Genomic DNA, 25,458 nt, shown 5'->3' with positions numbered 1-25,458 from the left:
TGCGGACTCTGGTGTGCGGTACCGTGACCATCGGCCTGGCCACAAGCCTGCCACCAGGCATGGCCGAGGCGGCGCCGTTCGCGGTGCAGAAGGATCCTGGAAAGGACGCCGGAGATTTCAAGCTCGAGACTCAAGGCCCTGGCACGCGGCCGCCTGGATCACCGGCTGGACGGCCACCGCGACGACCGCCTGGACGGCCGCCCACGCGGCCGTCGCGTCGCCCTCATCACTGGCATCGTCGTCGGCGCCGCCGTTGGGTCTGTTGGTGGCACCGCGGCCGTCGCGTCTGCGGCTGGCGATGGCGGTGATGGCCACGCTGCTCGAGGGTGCGATGAGACGTGAAGTGAGGAGACTGCCATGACCACAATTGACAACAGCTCGCCGATGGGCGTCACCAACCTGCCTGCGCCGCCGTTCTGGATCTGTGTTCTGCTTGGACTCGCCTTGATCCTGGCCGGCTTCCTGATTCTTGGCGACGTCATGCTCGTCACCGTGATCAGCACCATCTTCATCGGCTGGGTTTCGATCGTCGCCGGCGCCTTCGAGATCGTCCATGCATTCTGGACCAAGGGATGGGGAGGTTTCGTATGGCAGATGCTTCTCGGCATCCTGTACATCGCCTTTGGCGTCGTGCTGGTTGGTCAGCCGGTCGCGAGCGCCTTGATTCTCACCTACGTCCTGGGCCTGGTGTTGGTGATTTCCGGTTTCGTCCGCATCCTGATCAGCATCAGCCATTGGCGAGAGGCGGGCTGGATCATGCTGCTATCCGGCGCGTTCGGCATAGTGGCTGGCCTCATCATTCTGACTGGATTTCCGATGACCGGCCTGTGGGTCCTCGGATTGCTGCTCGGCGTCGATCTGATTTCCCATGGCATCGGGTGGTTGGCTTATGCGTGGCAGCCTACCACCCGAAGCGCGTAGCTCCTCCCTGCCTACTAGAGCGAGATGGCTTTTCTTCGAATCGTCATCTCGCTCCTTTTTCTGTTAGGGACGTCCGGGCGATCTGGTGCCCCACTTTGCTGCGGACGCGTCATGGAAGCCGGCGCGGTTTCCAGGCGGCGGCGCAGAGCTCTTACGAAAAGAACGCGATCTTCTCGGCCTGGCTCATGCGCCGGATCGGCGCCAGCGGGTCGTTGGGCGCCGTGACCGGCTTTCGCAGTATGCCGCTCGCGATGAGGGTCGAGCCGAGCGACACTTCTACTGCCGCGACGGGTGCCGGTGCGGCAGCGGGCGGCGGAGGCGGCTGAATCGTCTGTTGGACCGGCGGCGGCGACGGTGTGGCGACCGGTTCGCGCGCTTCGGCGACGATCTTGGGAGGCTCCGCCAAGCGGACCTGCTCGGCTATCGCTTCGGCGATCTCCTCGTCGCTGATCGGATCCGGTGCGCCCATCTCCATCGCGATCATGTCGAGGAGCGCCTCGTCTTGCGCATCAGCGTCTTGGGCGTCGGCGTTCTGGACGGAGTTGTCTTGGGCAGCTGCGTCTTGGGCAGCAGCATCTTGGGCGGCCGCGTGCTGGACGGTCGTGTCTTGCACAGAGGTATCTTGGACCGAGGCCTCTTGAGCCGTGGCGCTTTCGGCAGCCAGCGCCGTTTCCGCTTGCGTTAGCACGGCTTCTGCGGATGCGGCCATCGAAGCGAACGGCGTCTCGGCAGTTTCCGGTGCTTCCTGCGCGAAGGCTGTCTCCGCCGCCGGCGGCATTTCCTGCGCGGTCGGGGAAGGCGCCGCCGCCTCGGACTCGGCAGCCGGCGCTGGCGACTGGTCGTCGTCCCCGAATTCCACAAGCCGGCCCTGGAGGGCGGCGAAGGCCGCACGCAGCGCTGCTCGCGCCTCCTCGGATGAGAACTGTTCGGTGCCCTTTTCGATGACGGTGACCTGCGAATCGATCAGGTCGCAAATTCGCCCGTCATTGCCGATTTCCCGTAACCGCCAGGCGATTTCGCGCAGCACCCGCGCGCCCTTGCGGACCGGGGCCAGTCGCTGCTCCAGCGCGAGGCTGTCGAGCGCCTCGACCGCGGATTCCTCGGCCGCCTCGACGGCGCCGCGGATGGCGGCTAGCGCCTCGGTCAGGCGCTCTTGCGCCGCGGCAGCCGCTGCGACGGCCTCGGCCGCCTGCTGCGCCGAAAGGCCTTCCTCCCGCTGGAGGTTTGCTTCCCGCTGAAGGGTCTCTTCGCGCTGGGCGGTGAGGCTTTGCTCGATCCGCGCCACCGCGTCCAGCACCATGCGGGTGTCGGCATTGCGGTTGCGCTTGGCGTATTCGGTCAGGAACCAGCGGCCTCGCGAAGTCTCCATGAAGGCTTCGGCGATTGCAGCATAGTCCTCCTCGCTCGGCAGCGCGGCGCGTGCTGAGATCGGCGAGAGGGCGAATGCTTCGTCGGCCATGTCAAACTCTTCGCGCAAATCGGCGCGCATTGCGATAACGAAACAACACGATATTGACCGAATCGCAATTGAATTGATGCCAAGCGAATCACAAATCCCCATCGCTTCTCAAGGTGCATCGAAGCGATTCGCGACCCGGGTGGCGCTGTTTTACGGCACGCTGTTCGGCATGACCGGCACCCATCTGCCGTTTTTCACGGTATGGTTGAAGGCAGTCGGGATCGATGCGTTTTGGATAGGGCTGATCACGGCCGTGCCGCCGGTGAGCCGATTTACCGCCCTTCCGGTGGTGACGGGCCTTGCGGAACGGTGGCAGGCCTTGCGCGGCGGCATCATCTTGACCGCCTTCGCCACCGCTTTGGGCTTTTTCGTGCTGGGCACCCAGCATTTGCCGGTGCTGGTGTTCTTGATCTACGCGCTGACCTGCTGCCTGTGGACACCTATGGTGCCGCTCACGGATGCCTATGCGTTACGGGGAGTGAAGCGCTACGGCCTCAACTATGGGCCGTTGCGGCTGTGGGGCTCCGCCGCCTTCGTCTTGGGCGCGCTGGTCTGCGGAATGTTGCTCGACCTCATCGCCGCCCGAAACGTGATCTGGATCATCGCCGGCTCGGCGGCGCTCGGGGCGCTCGCCAGCCTCGCGTTGCAGCCACTGGACGACGTCAAGAGCGCCCGCCCGGTCACCGGGGGCGCGAGCGCATTGCTGCGCGACGGCGGCTTTCTCGCGATCATCGTGGCGTCGGCGCTGATCCAAGGCAGCCATGCCGCCTATTACATTTTCGCGTCGATTGCCTGGCATCAAGCGGGGTTCGACGGGCTGACAATTGCGGTTCTGTGGGTGCTCGGCGTGATCGCCGAGATCGTGCTGTTCGCGCTGTCGCCGCGGTTCACCCTGCAGCCGTCGATGCTGGTGGTGATCGCGGCGCTGAGCGCGGCCGCGCGCTGGGTGTTGACGGCGCAGGACCTACCGCTCGCTGTCCTTGCGATCGTCCAGCTCGCGCATGCGCTGAGTTTCGGGCTGACGCAGGTCGGCATCATGGGATTGATGCTGCATCACGTGCCCGGCCACGTGATGGCGCGCGCACAGGGCTATCTGGCCGCCTGCGGCGGCATCGTCGCCGGCCTCGCCTCGGTCGCGTCAGGCACGATCTACGAGACCTGGGGACAAGGCATCTATTACGTGATGGCGGCGATGGCCGCTCTCGGCGGGCTGGTGGTCTGGCTCGCGCGGGACCGGCTCGCGCATCAGCCCCACAAGGCGGCTTCCGGCGGATAGACCAGGCTGCCGTCGTAGCGCAGGCCGCCGTCGCGGTCGCGCGCCAGCAACAGGGGGCCATCGAGATCGACGAATCTCGCCTGCTGCGCGAGCAGCATGGCCGGCGCCATCGCCAGCGAGGTCGCGACCATGCAGCCGATCATGATCTCGAAGCCGAGTGCCTGGGCGGCATCCGCCATCGCGAGCGCCTCCGTCAGCCCGCCGGTCTTGTCGAGCTTGATGTTGACAGCATCATAGCGCGCGCGCAGGCCTTCGAGCGAGGCGCGGTCATGCACGCTTTCGTCGGCGCAGACCGCGACCGGGCGCTTGATGCGGGCCAACGCCTCGTCGCGCCCGGCCGGCAGCGGCTGCTCGACCAGCGTGACCCCGGCGTTGGCGCAGGCGGCGAGGTGGTATTCGAGATTGTCCGCCGTCCAGGCTTCGTTGGCATCGACGATCAATTCGGAATCGGGAGCCGCCTTGCGAACCGCTGATATCCGCGCGTCATCGCCATCGCCGCCGAGCTTGATCTTTAGGAGCGGCCGATGCGCGGCCCTGGCCGTTGCCGACGCCATCGCCTCCGGCGTGCCCAGCGAAATCGTGAAGGCGGTGGTGCAAGGGCGCGGCGCCGGCCGTCCGAGCAGGGTCCAGACTCGTTGGCCGGAGCTCTTGGCTTCGAAGTCTAATAGCGCGCAATCCAGCGCGTTACGGGCGGCGCCGGCCGGCATCGCCGCCTGCAGCGCCGCTCGGTCCAGTCCCTTGGCAAGCGGTTCCTGCATCGCATTAAGGGCTTCAAGCGTCGCTTCCGCCGTCTCGCCGTAACGCGGGTAGGGCACGCATTCGCCGCGCCCGGCACAGTCCCCGTGGCTCACGGCAGCGACGACGGTGACCGCTTCGGTTTTGGCGCCGCGGCTGATCGTGAACGCGCCTGCGATGGGCCAGCGTTCGATGCTGACGGCAAGCTTTCGAGATAGGCCGGAAGTCATTTTAAAATCTGGCAATTTTCTGAACCGCAAGCTTGCCCGCCGCTACCAACTATGGCTGGTTAGGGACAGATTCGACAAGGCAATACGGCGTGCGGAACCCAAGGGATTCGCATCGGTATCGGCCGAGGGGTGGGCATTGGTGAGCGGCGACCCGACATTGGAGCGGATAGCCAGGGGCAACGGGCTGGCGCTGTGTGCAGCCGGCTCCTGGACGGCGCGCTTTGCGCCGGTGCTGGAACGAATGGTCGCCGACGCCGAGAAGCTCAGCGGCACCCGGCCCAACATCTCCATCGACGTCTCGCAGGTGTCGAAGCTCGACACGTTTGGCGCCTGGCTGATCGAGCGGCTGCGCCGCAGCCTGACCCATGGCGACGTCGAGGCCCAGATCGCCGGGCTTTCGGCCAATTATTCCAGCCTTGTCGACGAGGTGCGGCGGGTGAAGGCCGAGCCAATCGTCGAGACCGACCGACTGACGATATCAGGCATGCTGGAGCAGATCGGCCGCGCGGTCGCCGGCATCGGCGGCACTTTGATCGGGTTGATCGATATGCTCGGCGCGGTGCTCGCCGCGGCCGCCCGTGTCCTGATTCGTCCCCGCCACTTCCGCTTGACCTCGACCATCCATCACCTGGAGCAGGTGTGCTGGCGCGCGGTGCCGATCGTGGTGCTGATCACGTTCCTGATTGGTTGTATCATTTCGCAACAGGGCATTTTCCATTTCCGCAAATTCGGCGCCGACATCTTCGTGGTGGACATGCTGGGCGTGCTGGTGCTGCGCGAGATCGGCGTGCTCCTGGTGGCGATCATGGTAGCCGGCCGCTCGGGCTCGGCCTACACCGCCGAGCTCGGCTCGATGAAGATGCGGGAAGAGATCGACGCGCTGCGCACCATGGGGTTCGATCCGATTGAGGTTTTGATCCTGCCGCGGATGCTGGCGCTGGTGCTGGCATTGCCGATATTGGCGTTCCTCGGCGCGATGGCGGCGCTTTACGGCGGCGGGCTGGTGGCGTGGCTCTATGGCGGGGTCGAGCCCGAGGCTTTCCTGCTGCGGCTGCGCGATGCCATCTCGATCGACCATTTCGTCGTTGGTCTCATCAAGGCGCCGGTGATGGCGGCTGTCATCGGCATCGTCGCCTGCGTCGAGGGACTGGCCGTGCAGGGCAGCGCTGAATCGCTCGGGCAGCACACGACGTCCTCGGTGGTGAAGGGAATCTTCTTCGTGATCGTGATGGACGGCGTGTTCGCCATCTTCTTCGCGTCGATCGGAATGTGACCATGGCGGACGAAATCTCCGACGCCATCATCCGGGTCCGCGACATCACCGTGCAGTTCGGCAAGACGCGGGTGCTCGACGGACTCAACCTCGACGTCAAGCGCGGCGAGATCTTGGGATTTGTCGGCCCGTCGGGCGCCGGAAAATCGGTGCTGACGCGCACCATCATCGGCCTCGTGCCCAAGCTCAGTGGACGCATCGAGGTGTTCGGCGTCGATCTCGATGCGGCGAGCGCCTCCGAACGCCGCGGCGTCGAGCGCCGCTGGGGCATCCTGTTTCAGCAAGGCGCGCTGTTTTCTTCTCTTACCGTGCGGCAGAACATCCAGTTTCCGGTGCGCGAATATCTCAACGTCTCGCAGCGGCTGCTCGACGAGATCATGGTGGCCAAGCTTGGCATGGTGGGCCTGCGGCCCGAAGTCGCCGATCGCTATCCGTCGGAACTGTCGGGCGGCATGATCAAGCGCGTGGCGCTGGCGCGCGCGCTGGCGCTCGACCCCGAGCTGGTGTTCCTGGACGAGCCGACCTCAGGGCTCGATCCGATCGGCGCCGGGGATTTTGACGAGCTGGTGCGCACCCTGCAGCGTACTTTGGGCCTGACGGTTTTCATGGTAACTCACGATCTCGACAGCCTTTATACGGCCTGCGACCGCATCGCGGTTTTAGGGAACGGTAAGATCATTGCTGCAGGATCGATTGCCGACATGCAGGCCTCGCAGCATCCCTGGCTGAGGCAATATTTTCACGGCAAGCGCGCCCGCGCTGTGATGGGCTAGGGGCCCCAAAAGTGTGATCGGTTTTTCGGATCAGATCGTGCTCAAACATGAGATAAATGACGGGTCTATCGCCGACGCTGGATAGATCTGATTCGGAGTACCTTGAATTATGGAAACGCGGGCGAATTACGTCCTGATCGGGGCCTTCACGCTGGCGGTGATCGCCGCCGCATTCGGCTTCGTGCTGTGGTTTCAGAGCCTGCACACCACCAAGCAGCGCAGCCCGATCCGCATCGTGTTCGAAGGCCCGGCGTCCGGGTTGCGCAACGGCGGCAGCGTCAACTTTAACGGTATTAGGATAGGGGAGGTTGTCTCGGTCAAACTCGACAATCCGCGGCGCGTAGTCGCACTGGCGATGGTCGAGAACAACGCGCCGATTCGGAAAGACACGCTCGTCGGTCTCGAATTCCAGGGGCTAACCGGCGTCGCGGCGATCTCGCTGAAGGGCGGCGAGGAGACCGCTCCTGCTGTGCCGCTCGATGAGGATGGAGTGCCGATGCTGACCGCCGACCCAAGCGCGCTGCAGGATGTCACGGAGTCGATCCGCGCCACGCTGCAGAACGTCAACCGGCTTGTCGCCGATAATCAGGAATCGGTGAAGAACTCGCTGCGAAACCTCGAGACCTTTACGGCAGCGCTCGCGCGCAACTCCGAGAAGATCGACAACGTCATGCTTAAGGTCGATGGCGTCATAGGCAAAGCCGACAGTCTCATGCTCGGGCTCAACACCATCGCAGGCGGCGCTGCCGGCGGCGAACTGAATCTCATGGTCAAGTCGATCCGCGAATTGGCCGAGGATTTCGACAAGCGGTCGGGAGCGCTGATGGCCGATGGCCGCCGCACCCTCTCCGACATCAGCCGCGCCGTGAACAATTTCGACCGCAATCCGACCCGAGTGATCTTCGGCGGCGGGAGCAGCAGCAACAGCCAGGCGGCGGCGCCGCCGCCGACACCGGCGCCACCGGCGAGGCCACCGAGCGGGCAGAAGCGGCAGTAGGCCACTAGTCTGCTTATCGAGGCTCAAGCAGCGATCGGGTGCGACCGCGCTGTTTATCGTGTTCTCAGGGCCCGAAGCGGATTGATGAACTTCAATCCGGCAAAATCCTTTTCATTGTCGGTCACGACGACGCAGCCGTTGGCCTCAGCTATCGCGGCTACGATCATGTCAAGCGCGCTGCGTGGCCGCCCTTTGGCCGTGCCATCGGCCATAAGCCGCGCCCAGATCAGGCCTGCTTTCTCATCGAAGGCGAGCACGCGGCCGGCAAACAACGCTAGCGGACCTTCAGGGCCCGCGAACCAGGCTTCCAGCAGGGCGCGCTTCTTTCCGGAGGGCTTTTGCAGCAGCCCACGTCGGATTTCTGCAACGGTGAGCGCGGAGGTGAATAGATCGGTGTCAACCTGCTCCGACATCCATGTGAGAAGCGATGCGGACGGATTTGGTCGCGTGACATTGCTGATGATGTTGGTGTCGAGCAAATAGCGCGTCACAAGACGACCTTGCGGCCGGTTTCGCGCGTACGGGCGAGATTGAGGTCGGCCCCGACCAGCGGCGAGCGGCGCAATGCGGCGAGGATGCCACCTTTCCTTGGAGGTTCGCCTGCCACGGTCTGGGTTACAGCCGCCCGAATCCGTGCGGCGTCGGAATCGTTCTCCGCCAGGCGTCTGGCCAGGGATCTGATCAGGTCGCGGTCGGCGTCGAGGCCGAGAACCTCAAATCGCGCCATGCCGCGCTTGACCAGCCGGGTCCGATAGTTCCGTATGGCTCTCTTCTGTGCGGTATTGGCCAAAGCGGCACTCCATTTAGATATTTCCAGATATATATCCAGAGCCGAGACGTGCTGCAAGGTGGGGAGTAGCGAGGGTGTCGATCGGTCGGTCGCACTGCAAGCTTGCGAGGCCGTCGGTCGTACCCTTCATCCGTGCTGAAAAGAAAAACGGAGGCATCACTGCCTCCGTTTCGCGTTCTAGAATGGTCTGAGCCTTACCCCAGCCGTCCCGCTGCGTGAGCGAGCAGGGTGTAGACCAGCCCGGTCTCCGAGGTGAGGTGGCCGCGCAGCGCCTGCGGCCCGCGATCCTCGCGTGCAACTTCGTCCAAGAGCCGTTCGAACTCGGCGATATAGCGATCGACCGTCTGCTTGAAGCTGCGGTCGGCGCGATATTTGCGGGCGACTTCATCGAACGCCTTCTGGCCGGCCGGCGTGTAGAGGCGCTTGCTGAACGCCTTGCTCTCGCCGCGCTGGTAGCGATCCCACATTTCGGCGGCGAGGTTGCGATCCATCAGCCGGCCGATGTCGAGCGACAGCGACTCCAGCGGATTGACCGGGGTTTGCGGCGGGCGGCCACGGGGAGCCTCACGTCCTGTACCTGCGTCGGTGCGGTGGAGCAGGTCGGACAGCCATCCATCGCCGCGTCCGGCATCCTGGCTCACCGGACTGACCGGCGGGGCTTCGGCGCGGCGCGGGGCGGGCATGCCGAGATCCGGCGGCGGTAGCGTCGATGCGCTGCCGGCGTCGCGCATCCGCACTTCGTTGCGGCCGCCGGCGGCCGCTGCCATCACGGGCTCTTCCTGGCGTTGCACGCTGGCGCGGCCGGAAGTCACGACGTCGAGACCGCGGCCATGATGCGCGACAATACGGTTGAGCTCCGCAAGCGCCTCGATCTGGTCGACGATCACCTTGCGCATCTGCGCGGTGTTGTCGGCCGCTTCCTGCGGCATCTCGAGCACGCCGCGGCGCAGCTCGTTGCGCGTCGCCTCGAGCTCCTGATGCATTTCGGCGGCCATCTGCTTCATGGACTGTACCATCGCAGCGAACTTCTCGGTCGACTGCTTGAACATCGCATCGGTTTCGTGCGTGCTCTGCTGGTACAGATCATTCATGGCGTCGAGGGTCTGCTGCCGCTCGTTTTCGGCCGCAGCGCGCACGGCTTCGAACTGGCGGCTAATCGCGGCCGATCCTGCGCCGGCGGTTTCCGCCACGACACGCGCGATATCGCGCGCGCGTTCTTCCGCCGCCGCAAGCGATTCGTCGAGCAGGCCGGTGAAGCGCGACAGCCGCTGGTCGAGGTCGGTTGTCCGCAGGTCGATGGTGGTCACCAGCGATTCGAGCTGCGACTTGCGGTCAGCGACCGACGTCGAGGTGGAGCGGTTGGCCTGTTCGACCACGCCGGCTGCTTCGACCAGTTCCTTGCCGTGTTTCTCGAACTCGCTCGACAGCGCGCCGAGATCCTCCAGCGCCTTCGTCGTCTTGGAGTTGAACACGGTCAACTGGTCTTCCAGCGTTTGGGTCGCGACGCCGTTGCGCGCGGTGACATCGTTCATCGCGGATACGAAGTCGGCCACGCGGGTCACCAGCGCGCGTTCCAGCGAGTTGAGATTGTCGTGGGCGCCGGTGAGCACTTCCTGCAGCAGGATGTTGCCTTCACGCAGCCGCTCGAACAGCGCCACCGTGTCGGTACGCAGGATCTTGCTGGTCTCCTGCATTTCGGTGACGGCGGCGATCGATACTTGGCGCGACTGGTCGATGGCCGAGCGCGACGCCTGTTCGAGGTCCTTCAGCGACTTGGCTACCGCGCCGGTGGCGAGATCGCCTGCGGTGGTAATCGTGCGCGCGACTTCCGAACCGTGGGTCGACATCGATTGCGAGAACGCTTGACCGCGTGTTTCGATCGATTTCAGGGCGTCGCCGGTGACACGGTCGATGTCTGTCGTCAGTTGCGTGGTCCTGGCGCTGAGCGCCTCGACCAACGAACCGCGGCGGCTGTCGACGATCTGCGCCAGACGGTCGGTCTGCTGCTGGACGTAGGTGACGATTTCGTCGGTCTTGCCGGTCATCGTCGAGCCGAAATTGCTGCTCGCGGCGAGTACCGAACGTTCGATATCGGCCGAGGTCGATTTGACCTTGGAGCTGACCTCGTTCGTTGCGGCAACCAGCACGCTCTGCGCGTTCTGCGCGGTGGTCTGGATGGTATCGGTCGTGCTGGCGGTGACGACGCCGAGCGAACGCTCCATGTCGGCGGCGATCGCCTTGATCTGGTTAGCTGCCTCGGCAGAGGTCGCAGAGAACGAGTTCTGGGCCTCGCGCGCGGTGCCGAGGATGGAGGCCGCAGTGTCGGTGCCGACGGAAGTCAGCGTGCGTTCGACGTCGATCGCCAGCGACTTGACGTGGTTGGCGGCTTCCGTCGATGCCGTGATCAACGCGTTCTGGGCTTCGCGTGCGCCCGACGTGATCGATTCAGCGGTGGCATTGCCGGCCATCGAGAGCGAACGCTCCATGTCGGCGGCGAGCGCCTTGACCTGGGTCGATGCGTCGGCGGACGCGTTCATCAGGGTATTCTGAGCCGCGCGGGCGCCTGCCGTGATCGCCTCGGCGGTCGCCGTCCCGGCGATCGAGAGCGAACGCTGTACGTCGGCCGCAAGCGACTTGACCTGATTGGCGGCCTCGTTGGAGGCGGCAACGAGCGTGCTCTGCGCCTCGCGGGCTCCCGCGGTGACGGCCTCGGCGGTTGCCGTGCCGGCGACCGACAGCGAACGCTCGACGTCGGCTGCAAGCGACTTGACCTGATTGGCGGCCTCGGTAGAGGCGGCGACCAACGTGCTCTGTGCTTCACGGGCACCTGCGGTAACGGCTTCGGCGGTTGCCGTCCCGGCGACCGACAGCGAGCGCTCGACGTCGATGGCGAGCGACTTGACGTGGCTTGCGGCGTCGGCGGACGCGGTCACCAGCGTGGTCTGCGCCTCGCGCGCGCCGCGCGAGAACCGATGCGGCGGTGGCGTCGCCTGCGGCCGAGAGGGTGCGTTCGACGTCGGCGGCAAGAGATTTGATCTGGGCGGCAGCCTCGGAGGACGCGGACACCAGCGTGGTCTGGGCATCTTTGGCGCTGGCCAGGATCGAAGTGGCCGCGCCGGTGCCGACCGCGGTGAGGGCGGCCTCGACCTCGGCCGAGGTCAGCTTGAGCTGCGCGCCGACATCGGAGGAAACCGTCAGCAGCGCCTGCTGCGCACTGCGTGCACCGGTCTGGATGGTCTCGGAGGTATTGACCACGAGGTTGGTCAGAGAACGTTCGGCGTCCTCGACATGCGACTTGATGCCGGAGGAAAGCATTTCGGCGCGCGACATCAGATCTTCGCTGGCCTGGCGGCCGCTGCTTTCGATCCGGCCGGCCACAGCCTCGATGCGCGAACCGAGCAGATCCTCAAATTGCGCCACGCGGGTGTCGATGTCGCTGGCGATGCCGCCGACCCTGGTCTCGACGCCGTTGGCAATGTCGCCGACGCGGGTTTCGATGCCCTGATGAATTTCCTGGAATCGCGCCTGGATGATGTCGGTCAAATGGGCGCTGCGACAGTCGATGGTCTCGGTGACGTTGGCAATGCGATGGTCGACCGCGGCAATCGCCTGTGCAGTGCCCTCGGTCAGCGAGGAGGTGAGCAGGGTGAGCCGCTGGTCGATCGATTGGATCGCCTGCGCCGCGCCATCGGTCAACGAGGTTGCCAGCGTGCCGAGGCGGCCGTCGATGGTTTCGGTGACGGATTTGGCGCGGGTGTCGAAAGTGGTTTCCAGCGATTTCAGGCGACCGTCGATGGTCTCGTCGAACGACTTGATCTTGTTGTCGAGCGAAGCGTCGAGACTGTTGACCCGGGTGCCGAGCTGGGTTTCGAACTGCAGCAGCCGCTGATCGAGCGAAGCGGTGATCTCGCCGCTGTTCGAGACCAGGCGGGTGTCGAAAGTGTCGACGTAATTCTTCAGGTTGTCTGATATCTCCTGGGTCCGCTGGCCCATACGCTCAACGATCTCGCCGCCAAAGGTTTTGACGGTGCGGTCGAATTCGGAGATGTGCCGCGTAATCAGCGCGCCCAGCGTGCCGCTGTCGCGGGCGAACTTTTCCGAAAGTTCCGAGCCCTGGTTCTTCACCAGCTCGTCGAAAGCGTTCATCTGCAGGGCGAGGCTGTCGTGCGCGTTCTCGGTCTGGCTGATCACCTTGGCAACCAGCGTGTTCACGGTCACGTCCAGCGCGTCACTGGCCTTGTCGCCGGAGGTGAGAATGCGGCTCGCGAGGCGGTTGCCGGCGTCGTCGATCTTGCTGACGAGATCACCTGAGCGCAACTCGAGTTCGAGCAAGAGCGAGTCGGACGAATTCTTCAGGGAGTCGTGGACCTGCTCGGTGCGGTCCGAGATGCCGTCGACGATGGTCGAGGAGCGCTGCTCGAATTCGCTGGTGATGCGATCGAGGCGCTCGTTCAGCATCTCATGGACGCGATCGGCCAGATCGACGAACTCGTCATGGACGTGCCCGGTCTTGAAGTTGAGGCTGGTGGTCAGCCGCTCGGAAGCGTCAAGCACGGCACGCGTGGTCTCGGCGCTGGCTTCTTCCAGACGATCAAGCAGGTCGCCGCCGCGCTCCCCGAGCGCGAGGATCATGTTGTCGCCGGCATGGCTCAAGGCGCTCGTGATGTGCTGGCCGCGCTCTTCCAGTGCGCCGGTGATGCTTTTTGCGACCTCGTCGACGCGTGAGGCGATCGCGTCCGAGATCAGCGCGATGTCGTGGCGCAAGTCGATCTGGACGCCGGAGATGGCGCTGCGAACCTGCTCGGCCTGGCCGACCAGATTGTCGCGCTGATGGGCGATGTCCTGCAGTAGCGCGCGAATGCGAACTTCGTTGTCGCTATAGGCGCGCTCCAGCGCTGCGACTTCATTGGCGACCAGCGTTTCCAGCTCGCCGGCGCGCGCGATCGCGCGCTCGACGCCGTCGCCCATCGCTGCGACTTCACGGCGGATTGCCTGACCGACAGTCACCATCGAATCGGCGGCGGCCCCCTCGGGCTCGGAGAAGCGGATCGCGACCTGCGCCATCGACTGCGCGATCATCCGCATTTCCTGGCCGCGCCAGGCAAGGCTGGCGAGGAAGTAGAACAAGAGCACCGGCGCAAAGAACAACGCCGCAAGCCCGGCGAGCACCAGCACGCCGCCGCTCTGTCCGATCGCCGCCTGCAGCGAGGGCAGGAAGCTGGCGGTTAGCAGGGCGCAACCGAGCACCCAGACGCCGCCAAACACGGTGGCAAGCGTGTAGACGCTGCGGGCAGGATGGTTCTTCTGGATCGCCTGCAGAATCTGTCCGATGGTTTCGCGATCGTCGTTGGCGGCGCGGCGGGGGCCGCGCGGCTCTTCGATCGAATCAAACGCCGGCCGCTCGGCGCCTGCACGCGTGTCGAACTGCGTTTCTGAATAGGGCGGCGCGGCGGTGGGCATGATCGGCTGCGTGAGTTCGCCGCCGATCGAATTTCGGCTGGGGTCGACGGTCGTATCGCTGATGTTGAGCGCTTCCTGAATGGCGGAGAGCGCGACTTCAGTGGGATCTTTGACCTTCTTGGGATTGTTCGCCATGTGCAGTCCGAGCCCTCTTAAACTTACGCATCCGGCCGCTCTGGCAAAAATGCCCCCGCAAGCTCGAAGCCGGATTCATAATCCCCCGCGGACCGCAAGCATGCCCGCCGGCAGCTTGTCCGCTCATCCGCGAACATCCTATTGGTTGAGCGATACGAATGAAATGGCCGTGATTAAGACATTCTTAATCATCGTTAACAGCTTTGTTCCTTAAGGCCCTAAGGATACACAATTTTTTGGAACCGAATCTGGAATCAAGGCGGATTGTCGACAAAAGCAAGGCAAAGTTGCGGCGCATTCCGAGAACGTTCCGTTAACTGCTGTCGTGATTGGCTGACCAAAATGCCCTCCGGGAATCACGCGGCAGGGCGATCCGGACCTTGCCATGCCGCTTCATCTCGAACGGGTAGAATGGATGCCATCGCCACCGCTGGTTCCCGGCGACGGGCCGATTGATTTCGAACATCTCGACCGCATGACGCTCAGCGATGCTGGCCTCGAGCGGGAGGTATTGACGATGTTCTCGGCCCAATCGGCAAGACTGGTGCACAGGCTCGCCGCCATGCCTGCGGATGCCGGGACGCTGGCGCACACGCTCAAGGGCTCGGCCCGTGCGATCGGCGCTTTTGCGGTCGCCGACGCTGCAGCCCGGCTGGAGGCGGCAATCGCTGGTGGCTCCAATGCATCAGCGCCGCTCGCCGAACTGGACGAGGCCGTTGCGCAGGCGCGGGCAGCGATCGAAGCGGTTCTGCATCGTTCCTGATCGGAAAGCGGTCCGGATCGGCCAAAATCCCGGTAAAATGCTGCCTCAGGTTTTCTTCCCGACCGCTGGCGCTGCGCGGATCGACCCGTTATAGGACTGCCGGGACTCCTTACCTATCCGGCAGCACGAGCGATCATGGCCAAAATCCACTTTATCGACCACACGGGCGAAAAACGAACCATTGAAGTCGAGAACGGCGCGACCGTGATGGAAGCCGCGATCCGCAACGCCATTCCAGGCATTGAAGCCGAATGCGGCGGAGCCTGCGCCTGCGCAACTTGTCACGTCTATGTCGACGAGGCCTGGCGCGAGAAGGTCGGCGCGCCGACTCCGATGGAAGAAGACATGCTGGATTTCGGCTTCGACGTGCGGCCGAACTCGCGCCTGTCGTGTCAGATCAAGGTGAGCGACGACCTCGACGGCCTCGTGGTGTCGACGCCGGAACGGCAGGCCTGAACTCTGGAAGACGTCACCGCGCGCATCATGCCGGTCTTGCTCCGCGGCGAATCCAGCGCTCAAAATTGGCCAGGATCTCCGGCGTCAATGGCGTTGGCTTGCGCGTAGCTTCGTCAAGCAGCACCGAAACCGATTGCGCCGATGCAACGCATTTGCCTTCGGAGAAAACCACCTGATCGAAGGTGACCGAAGTTCGGCCGAACTTGACGACGCCCAGTCCCATTTCGATCGTGCCAGGCCAGCGCAATTCAGCGCGGAAATGCATGTCGAGCCGGACCATGATCCAGGTGACGCCGTCCGGCATCAGCCCGTAGCTGCGGTCCTTCATCAGCGTGACGCGGCCGGTTTCGAAATAGGTCGCGTAGACTGCGTTGTTGACGTGCTGGTTGGGGTCGAGGTCGGCAAATCTTACGTTGTCCGACAATCGGTACGGAAAATCCTCCAGACGCGGGGGCGCGTCGGGACGCAAGTGGGCATTCACGGGGCCATCTCCGAAAGTCTCGTTTCCTTACAGCCCACTTGTCGAGTGACGGCAAGGGGTTGCCGCGGCCAGGAGCGCGATATTTGGCTTTCCTGTTGCCGCTGCCTTGGCTAGACAGATGCGGCATTTCGCCAGGTTCAACCGAAAAGAAGCTGATATGAGCGAAGCGATCAAAACCGATGTGCTGATTATTGGCGCAGGTCCGTGCGGCCTGTTCGCCGTCTTCGAATTGGGCCTGTTGGACATGAAGGCGCATCTGGTCGACATCCTCGACAAGATCGGCGGCCAGTGTGCCGAACTCTACCCGGAGAAACCGATCTACGACATTCCCGGCATTCCCTTCGTCACCGGGCAGGGCCTCACCGACGCACTGCTGGAGCAGATCAAACCGTTCGGTCCGACCTTCCATCTCAACGAGATGGTGGAGACGATCGAGAAGATCGGCGATCGGCTGTTCCGCGTGACCACCGATGCCGGCAAGGTGTTCGAGTGCAAGGTGGTGGTGATTTCCGCGGGCGGCGGTTCGTTCCAGCCGAAGCGTCCTCCGGTGCCGGGCATCGAGGCGTATGAGGGCACTTCGGTATTCTATGCCGTGCGCAAGATGGAGCAGTTCCGCGACAAGAGCATCCTGATCGTCGGCGGCGGCGATTCCGCGCTCGACTGGACGCTCAATCTGCATCCGATCGCCAAGCGCGTGACGCTGTTGCACCGGCGCGACGATTTCCGCGCCGCGCCGCACAGCGTCGAGCAGATGCGTGCGCTGGTCGCGAGCGGCAAGATGGATCTGAAGATCGGTCAGGTGACGTCGCTCGAAGGCGAGGGCGGCAAGCTGTCCGCGGCGATGATGAAGGGCAACGACAACGCGGTCTCAAGGATCGAGTGCGATACGATGCTGCCGTTCTTCGGGCTGACGATGAAGCTCGGTCCGGTTGCGAACTGGGGCGTCGCGCTCGAGAACAATCTGGTGCCGGTCGACACCGCGGCGTTCGAAACCAATGTTCCCGGCATCTTCGCGATCGGCGACATCAACACCTATCCCGGCAAGCTCAAGTTGATTCTGTGCGGATTTCATGAGGGCGCGCTGATGGCGCAGAAGGCGCACCGCTACGTCTATCCGGACAAGCGGCTGGTGTTCCAGTACACCACCTCGTCGTCGAGCCTGCAGAAGAAACTCGGGGTCAGCTGATTCCCAAAAAATGACAGTTGGGCTCGCGGAGCTTTGTCGGGGCGCGCGGCGATCGTCGCTGGAACCGTCCGCGAAATGGCCTTAGTCTGCGGCCATTCCTCTAGCGAATTGATCAGGTGATGACGATGCGCAAGCTGGCCGGATTTCAACTGATACTCCCGCTTCTGATCGGGCTCGCGTTCGCCGGTGAACTCGCCGCGCAGCCGGCGGAACCTTCTGCCGCCGGGCTGTGGGAGAAGGTCGAGAAGGGCAAGCCGGTCGGATGGTTTCTCGTCGTCGATCGCAACGGCACCTTCGAAGGCGCGTTCGCCAAGCTCTTTTCCGAACCCGGCGATGCTCCCAATCCGACCTGCTCGAAATGCACTGACGATCGAAAGGATGCGCCGTGGCTCGGGCTCTCCTTCATCCGCGACATGAAGCGCGAGGGATTGAAGTACGAGAATGGCAACGTGCTCGATCCGCGCGATGGCAAGATCTACAAGGCGAAGATGACGCTCAGTCCCGATGGGCAGACGCTGACGATGCGCGGCTATCTCGGCATTTCGCTGTTCGGCAAGGATGAAGTATGGACCCGGCTGCCTGATACGGCGCTGGCGCAGGTCGATCCTGCTGTCATCGCAAAATATCTGCCGGCGCATGCCGCGGTCACGAAGCAACCCGCAGGTTCGGCAAAGGCCCCGGCAGTGCCCAAGAAGACAATGGCGCCGGCGCCAGTTACTGCACCTGCGCGCTAGTTCAATCCGGTTCTGCCTGGCGGACGTGGCACGCCCGGCAAAACCGGTATCGGCTGCATTGGTTGCGAGGTGACTTCAGGCACCGCCGCATCGAGCTGCAGCACGGCCGCGGCCGCCGGCACGGCGGCATCGGCCATCGCGGCGTGGCCCTCGGCGCTCGGATGCACCGCGCCGCCATAGACCGCGGACAAGACGCCCCAGGTCGCATCATGAATATCGGATGGCTGCTGCGACGCCGGCAGGCCCTGCGGGTAGGTCATCGCCGCGAAGTAGCTGTCGTTTGCGTCGCGGATCCAGCGCGCCCGCGGTAGATAGGCGCGGTACTCGCCGGCGCTGCGGCCGCACAGCATCGGCTGGTTGGCGGCCGTGACGAGATCGGGATCGAAGCTGTCGCCGGTCGCCGAGAAACATTGCCGGTCGAATTCGGGGTCGTTTTCGGCGCGTGCGCAGAAGCCGTGATTGGCAAAACTGGCTTGATGGCTGTCGACGAAGGTCATGCGGTCGGCGCGCGGATTGCGGCACAGGATGCCGCCCTCACAGAGCGCCAGCGCTCGCAACTGCGGCAGGAATTCGCTTTCGACGAAGTTCGACACGGCCGCCAGCCGCTGCGGCTGGGCATTGAACGAGGGATGAATGTCGAAGCCGGCGCGTCCGCCGGGGCAGGGCGCGCCGCCATTCGACAGCGTCGGATTGGCGTAGGCGGTGTAGACCACCCGCGACAGGTCGCCGCCGAGAAGCGGCTTCAGCGCCTCGCGCAGCTTGGCAAAGCCCTGCGGCAGGTCCCGCGTCATCGCACTGCGTGCGTCGTCCACCGAGGCCATCACGCCGCTGCGCCGAAACAGCGCGCGTTCGGTCGTCGTGTCCACGATGACGTCAGCGACAAGGCCGGAAAAATAGATGTCGTTGGCGCCGATCGACAGCAGCACCAGGTCGAGCTGGCGGTCCGGCTGGCGGCGCTTCGCGGCGGTCACGGCTTCACGCAGTTCGGCTAGTTGCCCGTTGACGGTGCCCTGGCACGCACCGCCCGATTTCGACGGCAAGCAGTCGCGGGCGCGCTGCGAGCCGAACAGCCCATCGGCAATCGTGGCGCCCGTGCAGGCCAGCGGCAGATAGGTCACCGCGATGTGCGGATATCGTATGGCAAGGGCCAGTGCGGTCCGGGTCTGATAGCTGTACAGCGAACGGTGGCAGGCAGGGTTGAACCAGAGCGCGCTCTGCCGCTGCAATACGGCGAGGGAATCGGGCGCCTCGCAGGCCCGTCCGCCTTTATACCCCGCGCGGCTCGGCCGGTAATATTGCGAGGCCGCTGTTCCGAGATAGGAGCGGAAGCAAAAACCTTCATCAGCGAGCGCAATGGGACGGTCCGGATTTCCCTCGCCGGACGCGATGCTGTCGCCGAGACCCGCGATGAAGATGTCGCGTACCGCGATCTCGGTGAAAGCGCGCTGACTGCCCTCGGAGCTGGATATGTCGGCGGTCACGACTGTGGTGCGGCCATAGCGGACGCGGAGATTGACCGGTTCGGCGCAGTCGAAAGTGGAAGTTTGCGGGCCGTCGCCGTCGTCGACCGTCCAGGCGCAGGTCGCGCCGACCGGCACCGGGCCCGTCAGACGGATCACGACCGGATGATCGATCGGCGTCAGATAGCTTTCTTTGGTGTTGTCGCGCGTGCAGGGCTCGCTGACGCGGCCTGCAAGATCGATACAGAGCCGGTTCACGGTGTTGCGCGCCCAGCCGCGGCCGTCGCTCTGGATCGCCAGCACCTGCTCCGAAGCCAGCACGCTGCGGCCGCGTCCGGTTTCGGCATGCAGCAGGAAATCCCGCTCCTCGCGGAACAGGCGGAAGCGGTTACGCACCTCCCAGGAAATCTGCAGCGGCCCGTAGCCGCCGGCGGTCTGGGCTTCCGCCGCGGACGTGACTATTCCAGTCAGCACGCCGGCAAGCAGCGCGGCCGACATCATCGAACGTAGGAGAATTCCAGCCATGGCGTCGTTTGACGTTAGTGGTAAGGCAGAAATAAGAGAATGAGGCAGCTCCGGCCCAAAACACCAGACGGCGCAGATAACGACGCCGTTACCAGCTTCAGGGTTGCCGGCCCTTGATCGGTTGCCGCACCCTGGCCTTGGCCGTACAGGCTTCGCTGAGCCGGCGCCGTTCCTGCCAGGGCTGCACCACGCTGAGCCAGACTTCGCGCGTCCCCATGATCGAAATCGAGATGCCGAAGGGGATCAGGAAGTAGAGGATCCGGAACACCACCAGCGTCGCCAGCAATTCTTCCCTGCCGAACTGTGGCAGCGCCACCAGCATCGCCGCGTCGAACACGCCGATGCTGCCGGGCGCATGGCTGGCAAAACCGAGCAGCGTCGCCAGGATGAATACCACCGCCAGCGAAACGAAATCGATGTGCGGCGCCATCGGCATCAACAGATACATCGCCAGCGCGCAGAAGCCGAGATCGACGACGCCGATGAGGATCTGCAGCAGCGTCAGCCGGGCGGAGGGCAACACGACCTTCCAGCCGTTCTGGCCGAGTTCGCGGCGGCCCTCGCCCATCAATAGCCAGACGAAATAGGCGGCGATGCCGGCAAGGCAGCCGATCGCGATCAAGCGGTTCATGGCCGGCGGCAACAGGTCCATCGCCGACGCCGCCTCGGGATGCCAAGCCATGCCCAGGCCGAGCACGAACAGATTGCCGAGCCAGAAGGTGAGGCCCGAGAGGAAGCAGATTTTTGCGACATCGATCGCCGTCAGACCGTAGTCCGAATAGATCCGGAACCTGATCGCGCCGCCGGTAAACACGGTGGCGCCGATATTGTGGCCGATGGTGTAGCTCGTGAAGCTCGACAGCGCGGCGATGCGATAGGGCACGTGCGTCTTGCCAATGGTTCGCAAGGCAAAGAAATCATAGAAAGTCAGCGTGCAAAACGCTCCCACCACGCACAGCGCAGCCAGCGCGATGCGATGCGGTGCGATTTCGGTCAGCGCAGTCAGAATGACCCCGGTGTCGACGCCCTTGAGGGTGCGCACCAGATGGGTGATCGCAAGAGCTATGATGAGAAGACTCGCGACAATTCCCAGCCGTTTCCAGCCGACCTTCTCCTTGAAGCCACGCCTGAGCGCGGTCAGCAGCCGATGCATTCATCCTCCCGGCGGGGCGGCAGTACGTAAAGATGGGGCCTGTCACGACGGGTGACAGTCGACGGTCAGAGGCACCGTGCGCGAAACCCATAAGCCAAAACCGGGCCGTTGTGCAGCCCTTGACAAGCATGCCTTTTGGCGTCGTTCGCCGCCTTTGTCATACGCCATACATATGTCGCGGCGTTAACGAATTTGAGTCGCAACGAGGTCGGTTCCGCGGGCACTTTTTGCCGCGCCGTTCCGTCCGTTCCATCGCGGCGTTTTCGCGGCTTTCAGGAACGTCCTTTTCGCAAGCAAGTTAGCCTCTAACAGCACCGAACATGAAGCGCGCGCCCGGCCAGCACGAGGCCTGCGCCCTGCGTGTTCCCAAATGAAGGAGAACCGCAATGGGACTGTTCACCAAAGACATCAAGACCATGAACGACCTGTTCGTCCATCAATTGCAGGATATCTACTATGCCGAGAAGCAGCTCGTGAAAGCGCTGCCAAAAATGGCCGAAAAGGCCACCGACAAGCAGCTCAAGCAAGGATTCCTGAGCCATCTCGACGAAACCAAGACGCATGTGCAGCGCCTCGAAGAGATATTCCGTATGCACGGCGCCGAGGTGAAGGCGGTCGATTGCCCGGCGATCGACGGCATCATCGAGGAAGCCGATGATGTCGCGGGCGAGATCGCTGATAAGGCCGTGTTGGACGCGGCCCTGATCAACGCCGCGCAGGCTGCCGAGCACTACGAAATCACCCGTTACGGCAGCCTGGTCGCGTGGGCACGGCAGCTCGGCCGCAACGATTGCGCCAGCATCCTGCAGAAGACGCTCGATGAGGAAAAGACGGTCGACAAGAAGCTGACCTCGCTGGCGGAAGGCAAGGTTAACCTGCGAGCCGCAAGCTGATTCATCGCGCCATTGAGGCAAAACGCCGCGCGGGCAAGTGGCTCGCGCGGCGTCTCCGTGCCGGCATGCCTGGCATGCCAAAAAGCGTTTGTTCACCATCCGCGCAACTGCGTCGCGGCGGTTACGCCAAATATACCAATAGGGTGCTGTTACAGGCCTTCGGGGGTCTGTATGTACCGCGTCCTAACTTGCCTCACTGCCGAGCATGACTGGCGTCTGGTCGTGCTCGCCGGTGCCATTTGCTGGCTCGCCAGCGCAGTCGCCATCAGTCTGTTTCATCGTGCCAGGGCCTCGCGCGGCCGTACGCGCGCGATCTGGATCGGCCTCGACGCAGCGGTCGGCGGCTGCGGAATCTGGGCCACCCATTTCGTCGCGATGCTGGCCTACGATCCCGGCGCCGGAGCCGGATACAGCATTCCCATTACGCTGTTGTCGCTGGTCTTCGCGATAGGCATCGTCGCTGTCGGTCTGTGCATTGCGCTGTCGAGCGCACGGTGGCCGGTGGTTGCGTTTGGTGGTGCCGTGATTGGCGCGGGCGTCGCCGCGATGCATTATACCGGCATGGCCGCACTCGAGCTTCCGGCGTTCATTGTGTGGTCGCCTGGCATCGTTGTGGCCTCGATCGTTTTTGGCAGCGTGTTTGCCGCCATGGCGCTTCTTGTTGCCGTGCGTCGCGATGATCCCGTCTATACCATGGGCGCCACCGGGCTGCTCACGATTGCCATCGTTTCGCATCATTTCACGGCGATGGGCGCCGTCACACTGATTCCCGACCCGACGCTCGGGACCGACGGGCTGTCGATTTCACCGACCGCGCTTTCCTTCCTGACAGCGGTGGCGGCGTTCGCCATCCTCGGGCTGTCGCTGCTGGCGGCCATGATCGATCGCCGCGCCAAGGGCGAGCTGCATCAACAGAAAGTCCTGCTCGACACCGCGCTCGACAACATGTCGCAGGGACTTTGCATGTTCGATGCGGACGGCCGCATCCTGCTGTTCAACCAACGCTACGTCGAGTTGATGGACCGGTCCGGCATGCCACTGCAAGGCCGGTTGCTGATCGACGTTCTGCGCGAACTGAAATCGGTCGGCGAATGGGACGGCGATCCCGATGAATTCTTCGCTGCGGTGGTAGCGGATGCCAAGGCCGGCAACACCGTGACCAAGTCGATCGGCCGCAACGGACGTTCGCTCCGCGTCGTCGACCAGCCGATGAAGGGCGGCGGATGGGTCGCGACCTTCGAGGACATCACCGAATGGCAGGCTGCCCAGGAACAGATTTCCCACATGGCGCGCCATGACGCGCTGACCAATCTGCCGAATCGGACGTTGTTCCGCGAGCAGCTCGAAAAGGCGTTGCGGCTCGCCAAACGCAGCGATCAGCTTGCGGTGCTCTGTCTCGATCTCGACCACTTCAAGGACATCAACGATTCGCTCGGCCATCCGGTCGGCGATGCGCTCTTGAAAGAAGTCGCCCGCCGCCTCAGCGAATGCATCACCGAGAACGACACGGTGGCGAGGCTGGGTGGGGACGAATTCGCGATCGTGCAGTTCTGCAACGATTGCGACCCGTCCGCCGTTTCCTTGCTCGCCAGCCACGTGGTGGAGAAGGTTTCCGCGCCTTACGAGATTGCCGGCCATCAACTCGTCATCGGGGTCAGCATCGGTATTTCGCTGGCGCCGGAGGACGGCAAGAACCCCGACGAGCTCCTCAAGAAGGCCGACCTCGCGCTCTACCGCGCCAAGGAGGACGGCCGCGGCACCTACCGCTTCTTCGAGACCGGGATGGACGCGCGTGCGCAGGCCCGGCGGCTCCTGGAGCTCGACTTGCGCGCCGCGCTGCAGCGCGGAGAATTCGAAGTCTATTACCAGCCGATCCGCGACGTCGCCAAAGATGTCGTCGTCGGTTTCGAAGCGCTAGTGCGGTGGAATCATTCGCTCCGCGGCATGATCTCTCCGGCCAACTTCATTCCGCTGGCAGAGGAAACCGGCCTGATCGTGCCGATCGGCGACTGGGTGTTGCGCCGAGCCTGCCTCGACGCGGCCCAGTGGTCGCAGGATGTCGGCGTCGCCGTCAATCTGTCGCCGGTGCAGTTCAAGAATCCCAATCTGGTATCGACGGTGACGGAGGCGCTGAAAGCCTCGGGTCTTCCGGCGCACCGGCTCGAGCTCGAGATCACGGAATCGGTGCTGCTGCAGAGCAGCGAGGCCACGCTCTCGGTTCTGCACGAGCTTCGCGCCTTCGGCGTCCGGATTTCGCTCGACGACTTCGGAACCGGATATTCGTCCCTCAGTTACCTGCGCAGCTTTCCGTTCGACAAGATCAAGATCGATCGCTCGTTCATCACCGAACTGGCGACGCGCGATGATTCGATGGCGATCGTCCGCGCCGTGACCGGCCTCGGCAAGAGCCTGGGTATCATCACCACGGCTGAAGGCGTCGAGACCGACGCGCAGTTCGACCTCTTGCGCCAGGAGGGCTGCACGCAGGCGCAAGGCTATCTGTTCAGCCCGCCGCGCCCCGCTGCCGAGGTGGAAACGATGCTATCGAAGCCACGGGCGCGGGTCGTCGCTTAGTTTCTCAAGTCTTGCTTCTCTAAGCCTTGCGCAGCGCGAAATGCGCGCCGCAGAATGCCATCACCGCGCCGAGGCATAAGGCCGCAAGGCCGGCGAGCACGCCCGACACGGTCGGGACCGGGCTCGGCGCCGAGGCGGCTTGTCCGGCGCCGGCAAGGATCAGTACGCCGACTGCGATCAGGAACTGTCGCATCCGCTGCGGAATTTGGCCCGAGGCCGCGCTGTGCATCAGGTTGGCGGTAAAATAGCCGCCGGAAAAGCCCACGGTCGCGATCAGCCACCACGCGATTGCCGCGCCCGCGGGCATGAATTCGCTTGTGTCGGTTCGCCACAGGCCGCCGAGATCGAGCCCGTAACGCGCGCCCAACATGTGCACGGCCAGCGCCAGCAGCACTCCGGAAACAATCGCGCCGGCCAGGATCAGGCGACGCGGAAAATAAGTCGTATCGGCCATGGCCCGCTTGTAAGGTAAAGCCAGCTCGCCGCGCAAGCAGGCCGCACTCAACCGACAACGGGATTTTTGAATTGCCCCCTTCATTAACGGAACAGGCCACGACAGCAGGGGAGGGCACGCCCGGAACCCGCTATGTTTACAAGGCATCGCTGGTCGGATCGGCGCATGAATTCGAACTCAGGGATGAAGGGCTGTCGTGGCAGGCGAGGGGAAAGGCCGGGATCTGGCCGTACGTCGATATCGTGGCTGTGCGTCTCTCCTACCGGCCAATGTCGATGCAGTCACGCCGGTTTCGCGCCGACATCGAACACAAGAGCGGCCAGCGCATCACCGCTTTTTCGACAAGCTGGCACACGGTCGTGCTGATGACGCCGCAGGACCGCGATTACCGCGCCTTTATCGAGCAATTGCATGCGCGCCTGAAGGCCGCGCGCGGCACGGTCGCGTTGGTCGGCGGCATCGGGCCGATGACCTATGCCGGCGGCTGTCTGCTATTAGCGTTGGTCGCGATCGCGATCGCAGGATTGCTCGCGCGCGCAGTCGCTACGGGTGAATTCGCGGGCGCCTTGTTTCTGGTCGGGTTCGCCGCCCTGTTCGGATGGCAGATGGGCGGCTTCATCTGGCGCAACAAGCCGCGGCTCTACACGTTCGATGAGCTGCCCGAGACATTGCTCCCGCCGCCGCCTCGCAATCCGGCGAAATGAAATGTGACTTCGCCGGACGCGTGACG

Annotated in this window: 21 protein-coding genes and 1 pseudogene; 12 read left to right on the top strand and 10 right to left on the bottom strand. The window is 64.0% G+C overall.

Annotation, left to right across the window (positions count from 1 at the left end; all coding sequences use genetic code 11):
- Nucleotides 1-117 precede the first annotated feature (117 nt).
- Nucleotides 118-315: a hypothetical protein gene (locus V1273_RS24310; protein WP_334411096.1), complete on the bottom strand. Its 198-nt coding sequence runs from the start codon at nucleotides 313-315 to the stop codon at nucleotides 118-120.
- A 42-nt stretch (nucleotides 316-357) separates the two neighbouring features.
- Between V1273_RS24310 and V1273_RS24305 the strand changes: the two genes are divergently transcribed.
- A complete protein-coding gene (locus V1273_RS24305; protein ID WP_334411095.1) occupies nucleotides 358-921 on the top strand; it encodes an HdeD family acid-resistance protein in 564 nt (187 codons plus the stop codon).
- Between the two features lie 151 nt (nucleotides 922-1,072).
- On the opposite strand, the gene V1273_RS24300 is transcribed toward V1273_RS24305, so the two are convergent.
- Nucleotides 1,073-2,380 carry a hypothetical protein gene (locus V1273_RS24300; RefSeq protein ID WP_334411094.1) on the bottom strand — a complete coding sequence of 436 codons (1,308 nt, stop codon included), beginning with the start codon at nucleotides 2,378-2,380 and terminating at the stop codon, nucleotides 1,073-1,075.
- A gap of 76 nt (nucleotides 2,381-2,456) precedes the next feature.
- On the opposite strand from V1273_RS24300, the gene V1273_RS24295 reads away from it, so the two are divergent.
- Nucleotides 2,457-3,656 (top strand): MFS transporter, encoded by a 1,200-nt coding sequence (locus V1273_RS24295; RefSeq protein ID WP_334411093.1) that lies wholly within the window; start codon nucleotides 2,457-2,459, stop codon nucleotides 3,654-3,656.
- On the opposite strand, the gene dgcA is transcribed toward V1273_RS24295, so the two are convergent.
- Entirely contained in the window at nucleotides 3,626-4,621 is a 996-nt protein-coding gene (gene dgcA / locus V1273_RS24290) for an N-acetyl-D-Glu racemase DgcA (protein ID WP_334411091.1), read from the bottom strand. The two genes, V1273_RS24295 and dgcA, sit on opposite strands and share 31 nt — an antisense overlap.
- 139 nt (nucleotides 4,622-4,760) lie before the next feature.
- Between dgcA and V1273_RS24285 the strand changes: the two genes are divergently transcribed.
- From V1273_RS24285 to V1273_RS24275, 3 genes are all read left to right on the top strand, one after another.
- Nucleotides 4,761-5,894 carry an MlaE family ABC transporter permease gene (locus V1273_RS24285; protein ID WP_334411089.1) on the top strand — a complete coding sequence of 378 codons (1,134 nt, stop codon included), beginning with the start codon at nucleotides 4,761-4,763 and terminating at the stop codon, nucleotides 5,892-5,894.
- Nucleotides 5,895-5,896: 2 nt separating this feature from the next.
- Complete coding sequence (locus tag V1273_RS24280) at nucleotides 5,897-6,667, top strand: ABC transporter ATP-binding protein (RefSeq protein ID WP_334381508.1); 771 nt, start codon at nucleotides 5,897-5,899, stop codon at nucleotides 6,665-6,667.
- 109 nt (nucleotides 6,668-6,776) lie between these two features.
- Nucleotides 6,777-7,664, top strand: coding sequence for an MlaD family protein (locus tag V1273_RS24275; RefSeq protein WP_334411087.1), 888 nt, complete (start codon nucleotides 6,777-6,779; stop codon nucleotides 7,662-7,664).
- A gap of 53 nt (nucleotides 7,665-7,717) precedes the next feature.
- On the opposite strand, the gene V1273_RS24270 is transcribed toward V1273_RS24275, so the two are convergent.
- From V1273_RS24270 to V1273_RS24260, 3 genes and pseudogenes are all read right to left on the bottom strand, one after another.
- Nucleotides 7,718-8,155 carry a PIN domain-containing protein gene (locus V1273_RS24270; protein ID WP_334411085.1) on the bottom strand — a complete coding sequence of 146 codons (438 nt, stop codon included), beginning with the start codon at nucleotides 8,153-8,155 and terminating at the stop codon, nucleotides 7,718-7,720.
- Nucleotides 8,152-8,391: a hypothetical protein gene (locus tag V1273_RS24265; RefSeq protein WP_334384191.1), complete on the bottom strand. Its 240-nt coding sequence runs from the start codon at nucleotides 8,389-8,391 to the stop codon at nucleotides 8,152-8,154. Before V1273_RS24265 ends, V1273_RS24270 begins: the two co-directional genes overlap by 4 nt.
- 257 nt (nucleotides 8,392-8,648) lie before the next feature.
- Nucleotides 8,649-14,049 (bottom strand): annotated as a pseudogene (locus V1273_RS24260) (hypothetical protein).
- Nucleotides 14,050-14,434: 385 nt separating this feature from the next.
- Between V1273_RS24260 and V1273_RS24255 the strand changes: the two are divergent.
- Complete coding sequence (locus V1273_RS24255) at nucleotides 14,435-14,812, top strand: Hpt domain-containing protein (protein WP_334363771.1); 378 nt, start codon at nucleotides 14,435-14,437, stop codon at nucleotides 14,810-14,812.
- A 135-nt stretch (nucleotides 14,813-14,947) separates the two neighbouring features.
- Nucleotides 14,948-15,268 carry a 2Fe-2S iron-sulfur cluster-binding protein gene (locus V1273_RS24250; RefSeq protein WP_028348595.1) on the top strand — a complete coding sequence of 107 codons (321 nt, stop codon included), beginning with the start codon at nucleotides 14,948-14,950 and terminating at the stop codon, nucleotides 15,266-15,268.
- Nucleotides 15,269-15,293: 25 nt separating this feature from the next.
- On the opposite strand, the gene V1273_RS24245 is transcribed toward V1273_RS24250, so the two are convergent.
- Complete coding sequence (locus V1273_RS24245; protein WP_334411084.1) at nucleotides 15,294-15,749, bottom strand: acyl-CoA thioesterase; 456 nt, start codon at nucleotides 15,747-15,749, stop codon at nucleotides 15,294-15,296.
- Between the two features lie 157 nt (nucleotides 15,750-15,906).
- On the opposite strand from V1273_RS24245, the gene V1273_RS24240 reads away from it, so the two are divergent.
- Together V1273_RS24240 and V1273_RS24235 are read left to right on the top strand one after the other, a co-directional pair.
- Nucleotides 15,907-16,935 (top strand): NAD(P)/FAD-dependent oxidoreductase, encoded by a 1,029-nt coding sequence (locus V1273_RS24240; protein ID WP_334363769.1) that lies wholly within the window; start codon nucleotides 15,907-15,909, stop codon nucleotides 16,933-16,935.
- A gap of 125 nt (nucleotides 16,936-17,060) precedes the next feature.
- Nucleotides 17,061-17,669, top strand: a complete 609-nt coding sequence (locus V1273_RS24235) for a DUF2147 domain-containing protein (protein WP_334411083.1) — start codon at nucleotides 17,061-17,063, stop codon at nucleotides 17,667-17,669.
- Here V1273_RS24235 and V1273_RS24230 read toward each other — a convergent pair.
- Nucleotides 17,666-19,654: a hypothetical protein gene (locus V1273_RS24230; protein WP_334363767.1), complete on the bottom strand. Its 1,989-nt coding sequence runs from the start codon at nucleotides 19,652-19,654 to the stop codon at nucleotides 17,666-17,668. The two genes, V1273_RS24235 and V1273_RS24230, sit on opposite strands and share 4 nt — an antisense overlap.
- Nucleotides 19,655-19,751: 97 nt before the next feature.
- Entirely contained in the window at nucleotides 19,752-20,807 is a 1,056-nt protein-coding gene (locus V1273_RS24225) for a lysylphosphatidylglycerol synthase transmembrane domain-containing protein (protein WP_334363766.1), read from the bottom strand.
- Between the two features lie 386 nt (nucleotides 20,808-21,193).
- Between V1273_RS24225 and V1273_RS24220 the strand changes: the two genes are divergently transcribed.
- Together V1273_RS24220 and V1273_RS24215 are read left to right on the top strand one after the other, a co-directional pair.
- Nucleotides 21,194-21,700 (top strand): YciE/YciF ferroxidase family protein, encoded by a 507-nt coding sequence (locus tag V1273_RS24220; RefSeq protein ID WP_334363765.1) that lies wholly within the window; start codon nucleotides 21,194-21,196, stop codon nucleotides 21,698-21,700.
- A 171-nt stretch (nucleotides 21,701-21,871) separates the two neighbouring features.
- Nucleotides 21,872-24,274 (top strand): EAL domain-containing protein, encoded by a 2,403-nt coding sequence (locus V1273_RS24215; protein WP_334411082.1) that lies wholly within the window; start codon nucleotides 21,872-21,874, stop codon nucleotides 24,272-24,274.
- Between the two features lie 19 nt (nucleotides 24,275-24,293).
- Here V1273_RS24215 and V1273_RS24210 read toward each other — a convergent pair whose 3' ends face one another.
- A complete protein-coding gene (locus V1273_RS24210; protein ID WP_028348602.1) occupies nucleotides 24,294-24,728 on the bottom strand; it encodes a hypothetical protein in 435 nt (144 codons plus the stop codon).
- 71 nt (nucleotides 24,729-24,799) lie between these two features.
- On the opposite strand from V1273_RS24210, the gene V1273_RS24205 reads away from it, so the two are divergent.
- Entirely contained in the window at nucleotides 24,800-25,432 is a 633-nt protein-coding gene (locus V1273_RS24205; protein ID WP_334411081.1) for a hypothetical protein, read from the top strand.
- The last annotated feature ends 26 nt before the right edge of the window (nucleotides 25,433-25,458 follow it).

It is taken from the genome of Bradyrhizobium sp. AZCC 1721 (assembly GCF_036924715.1).
Lineage (GTDB): Bacteria > Pseudomonadota > Alphaproteobacteria > Rhizobiales > Xanthobacteraceae > Bradyrhizobium.
Note: the sequence above shows the minus strand (reverse complement) of the source record. Positions and strands in the feature narration are given on the sequence as shown.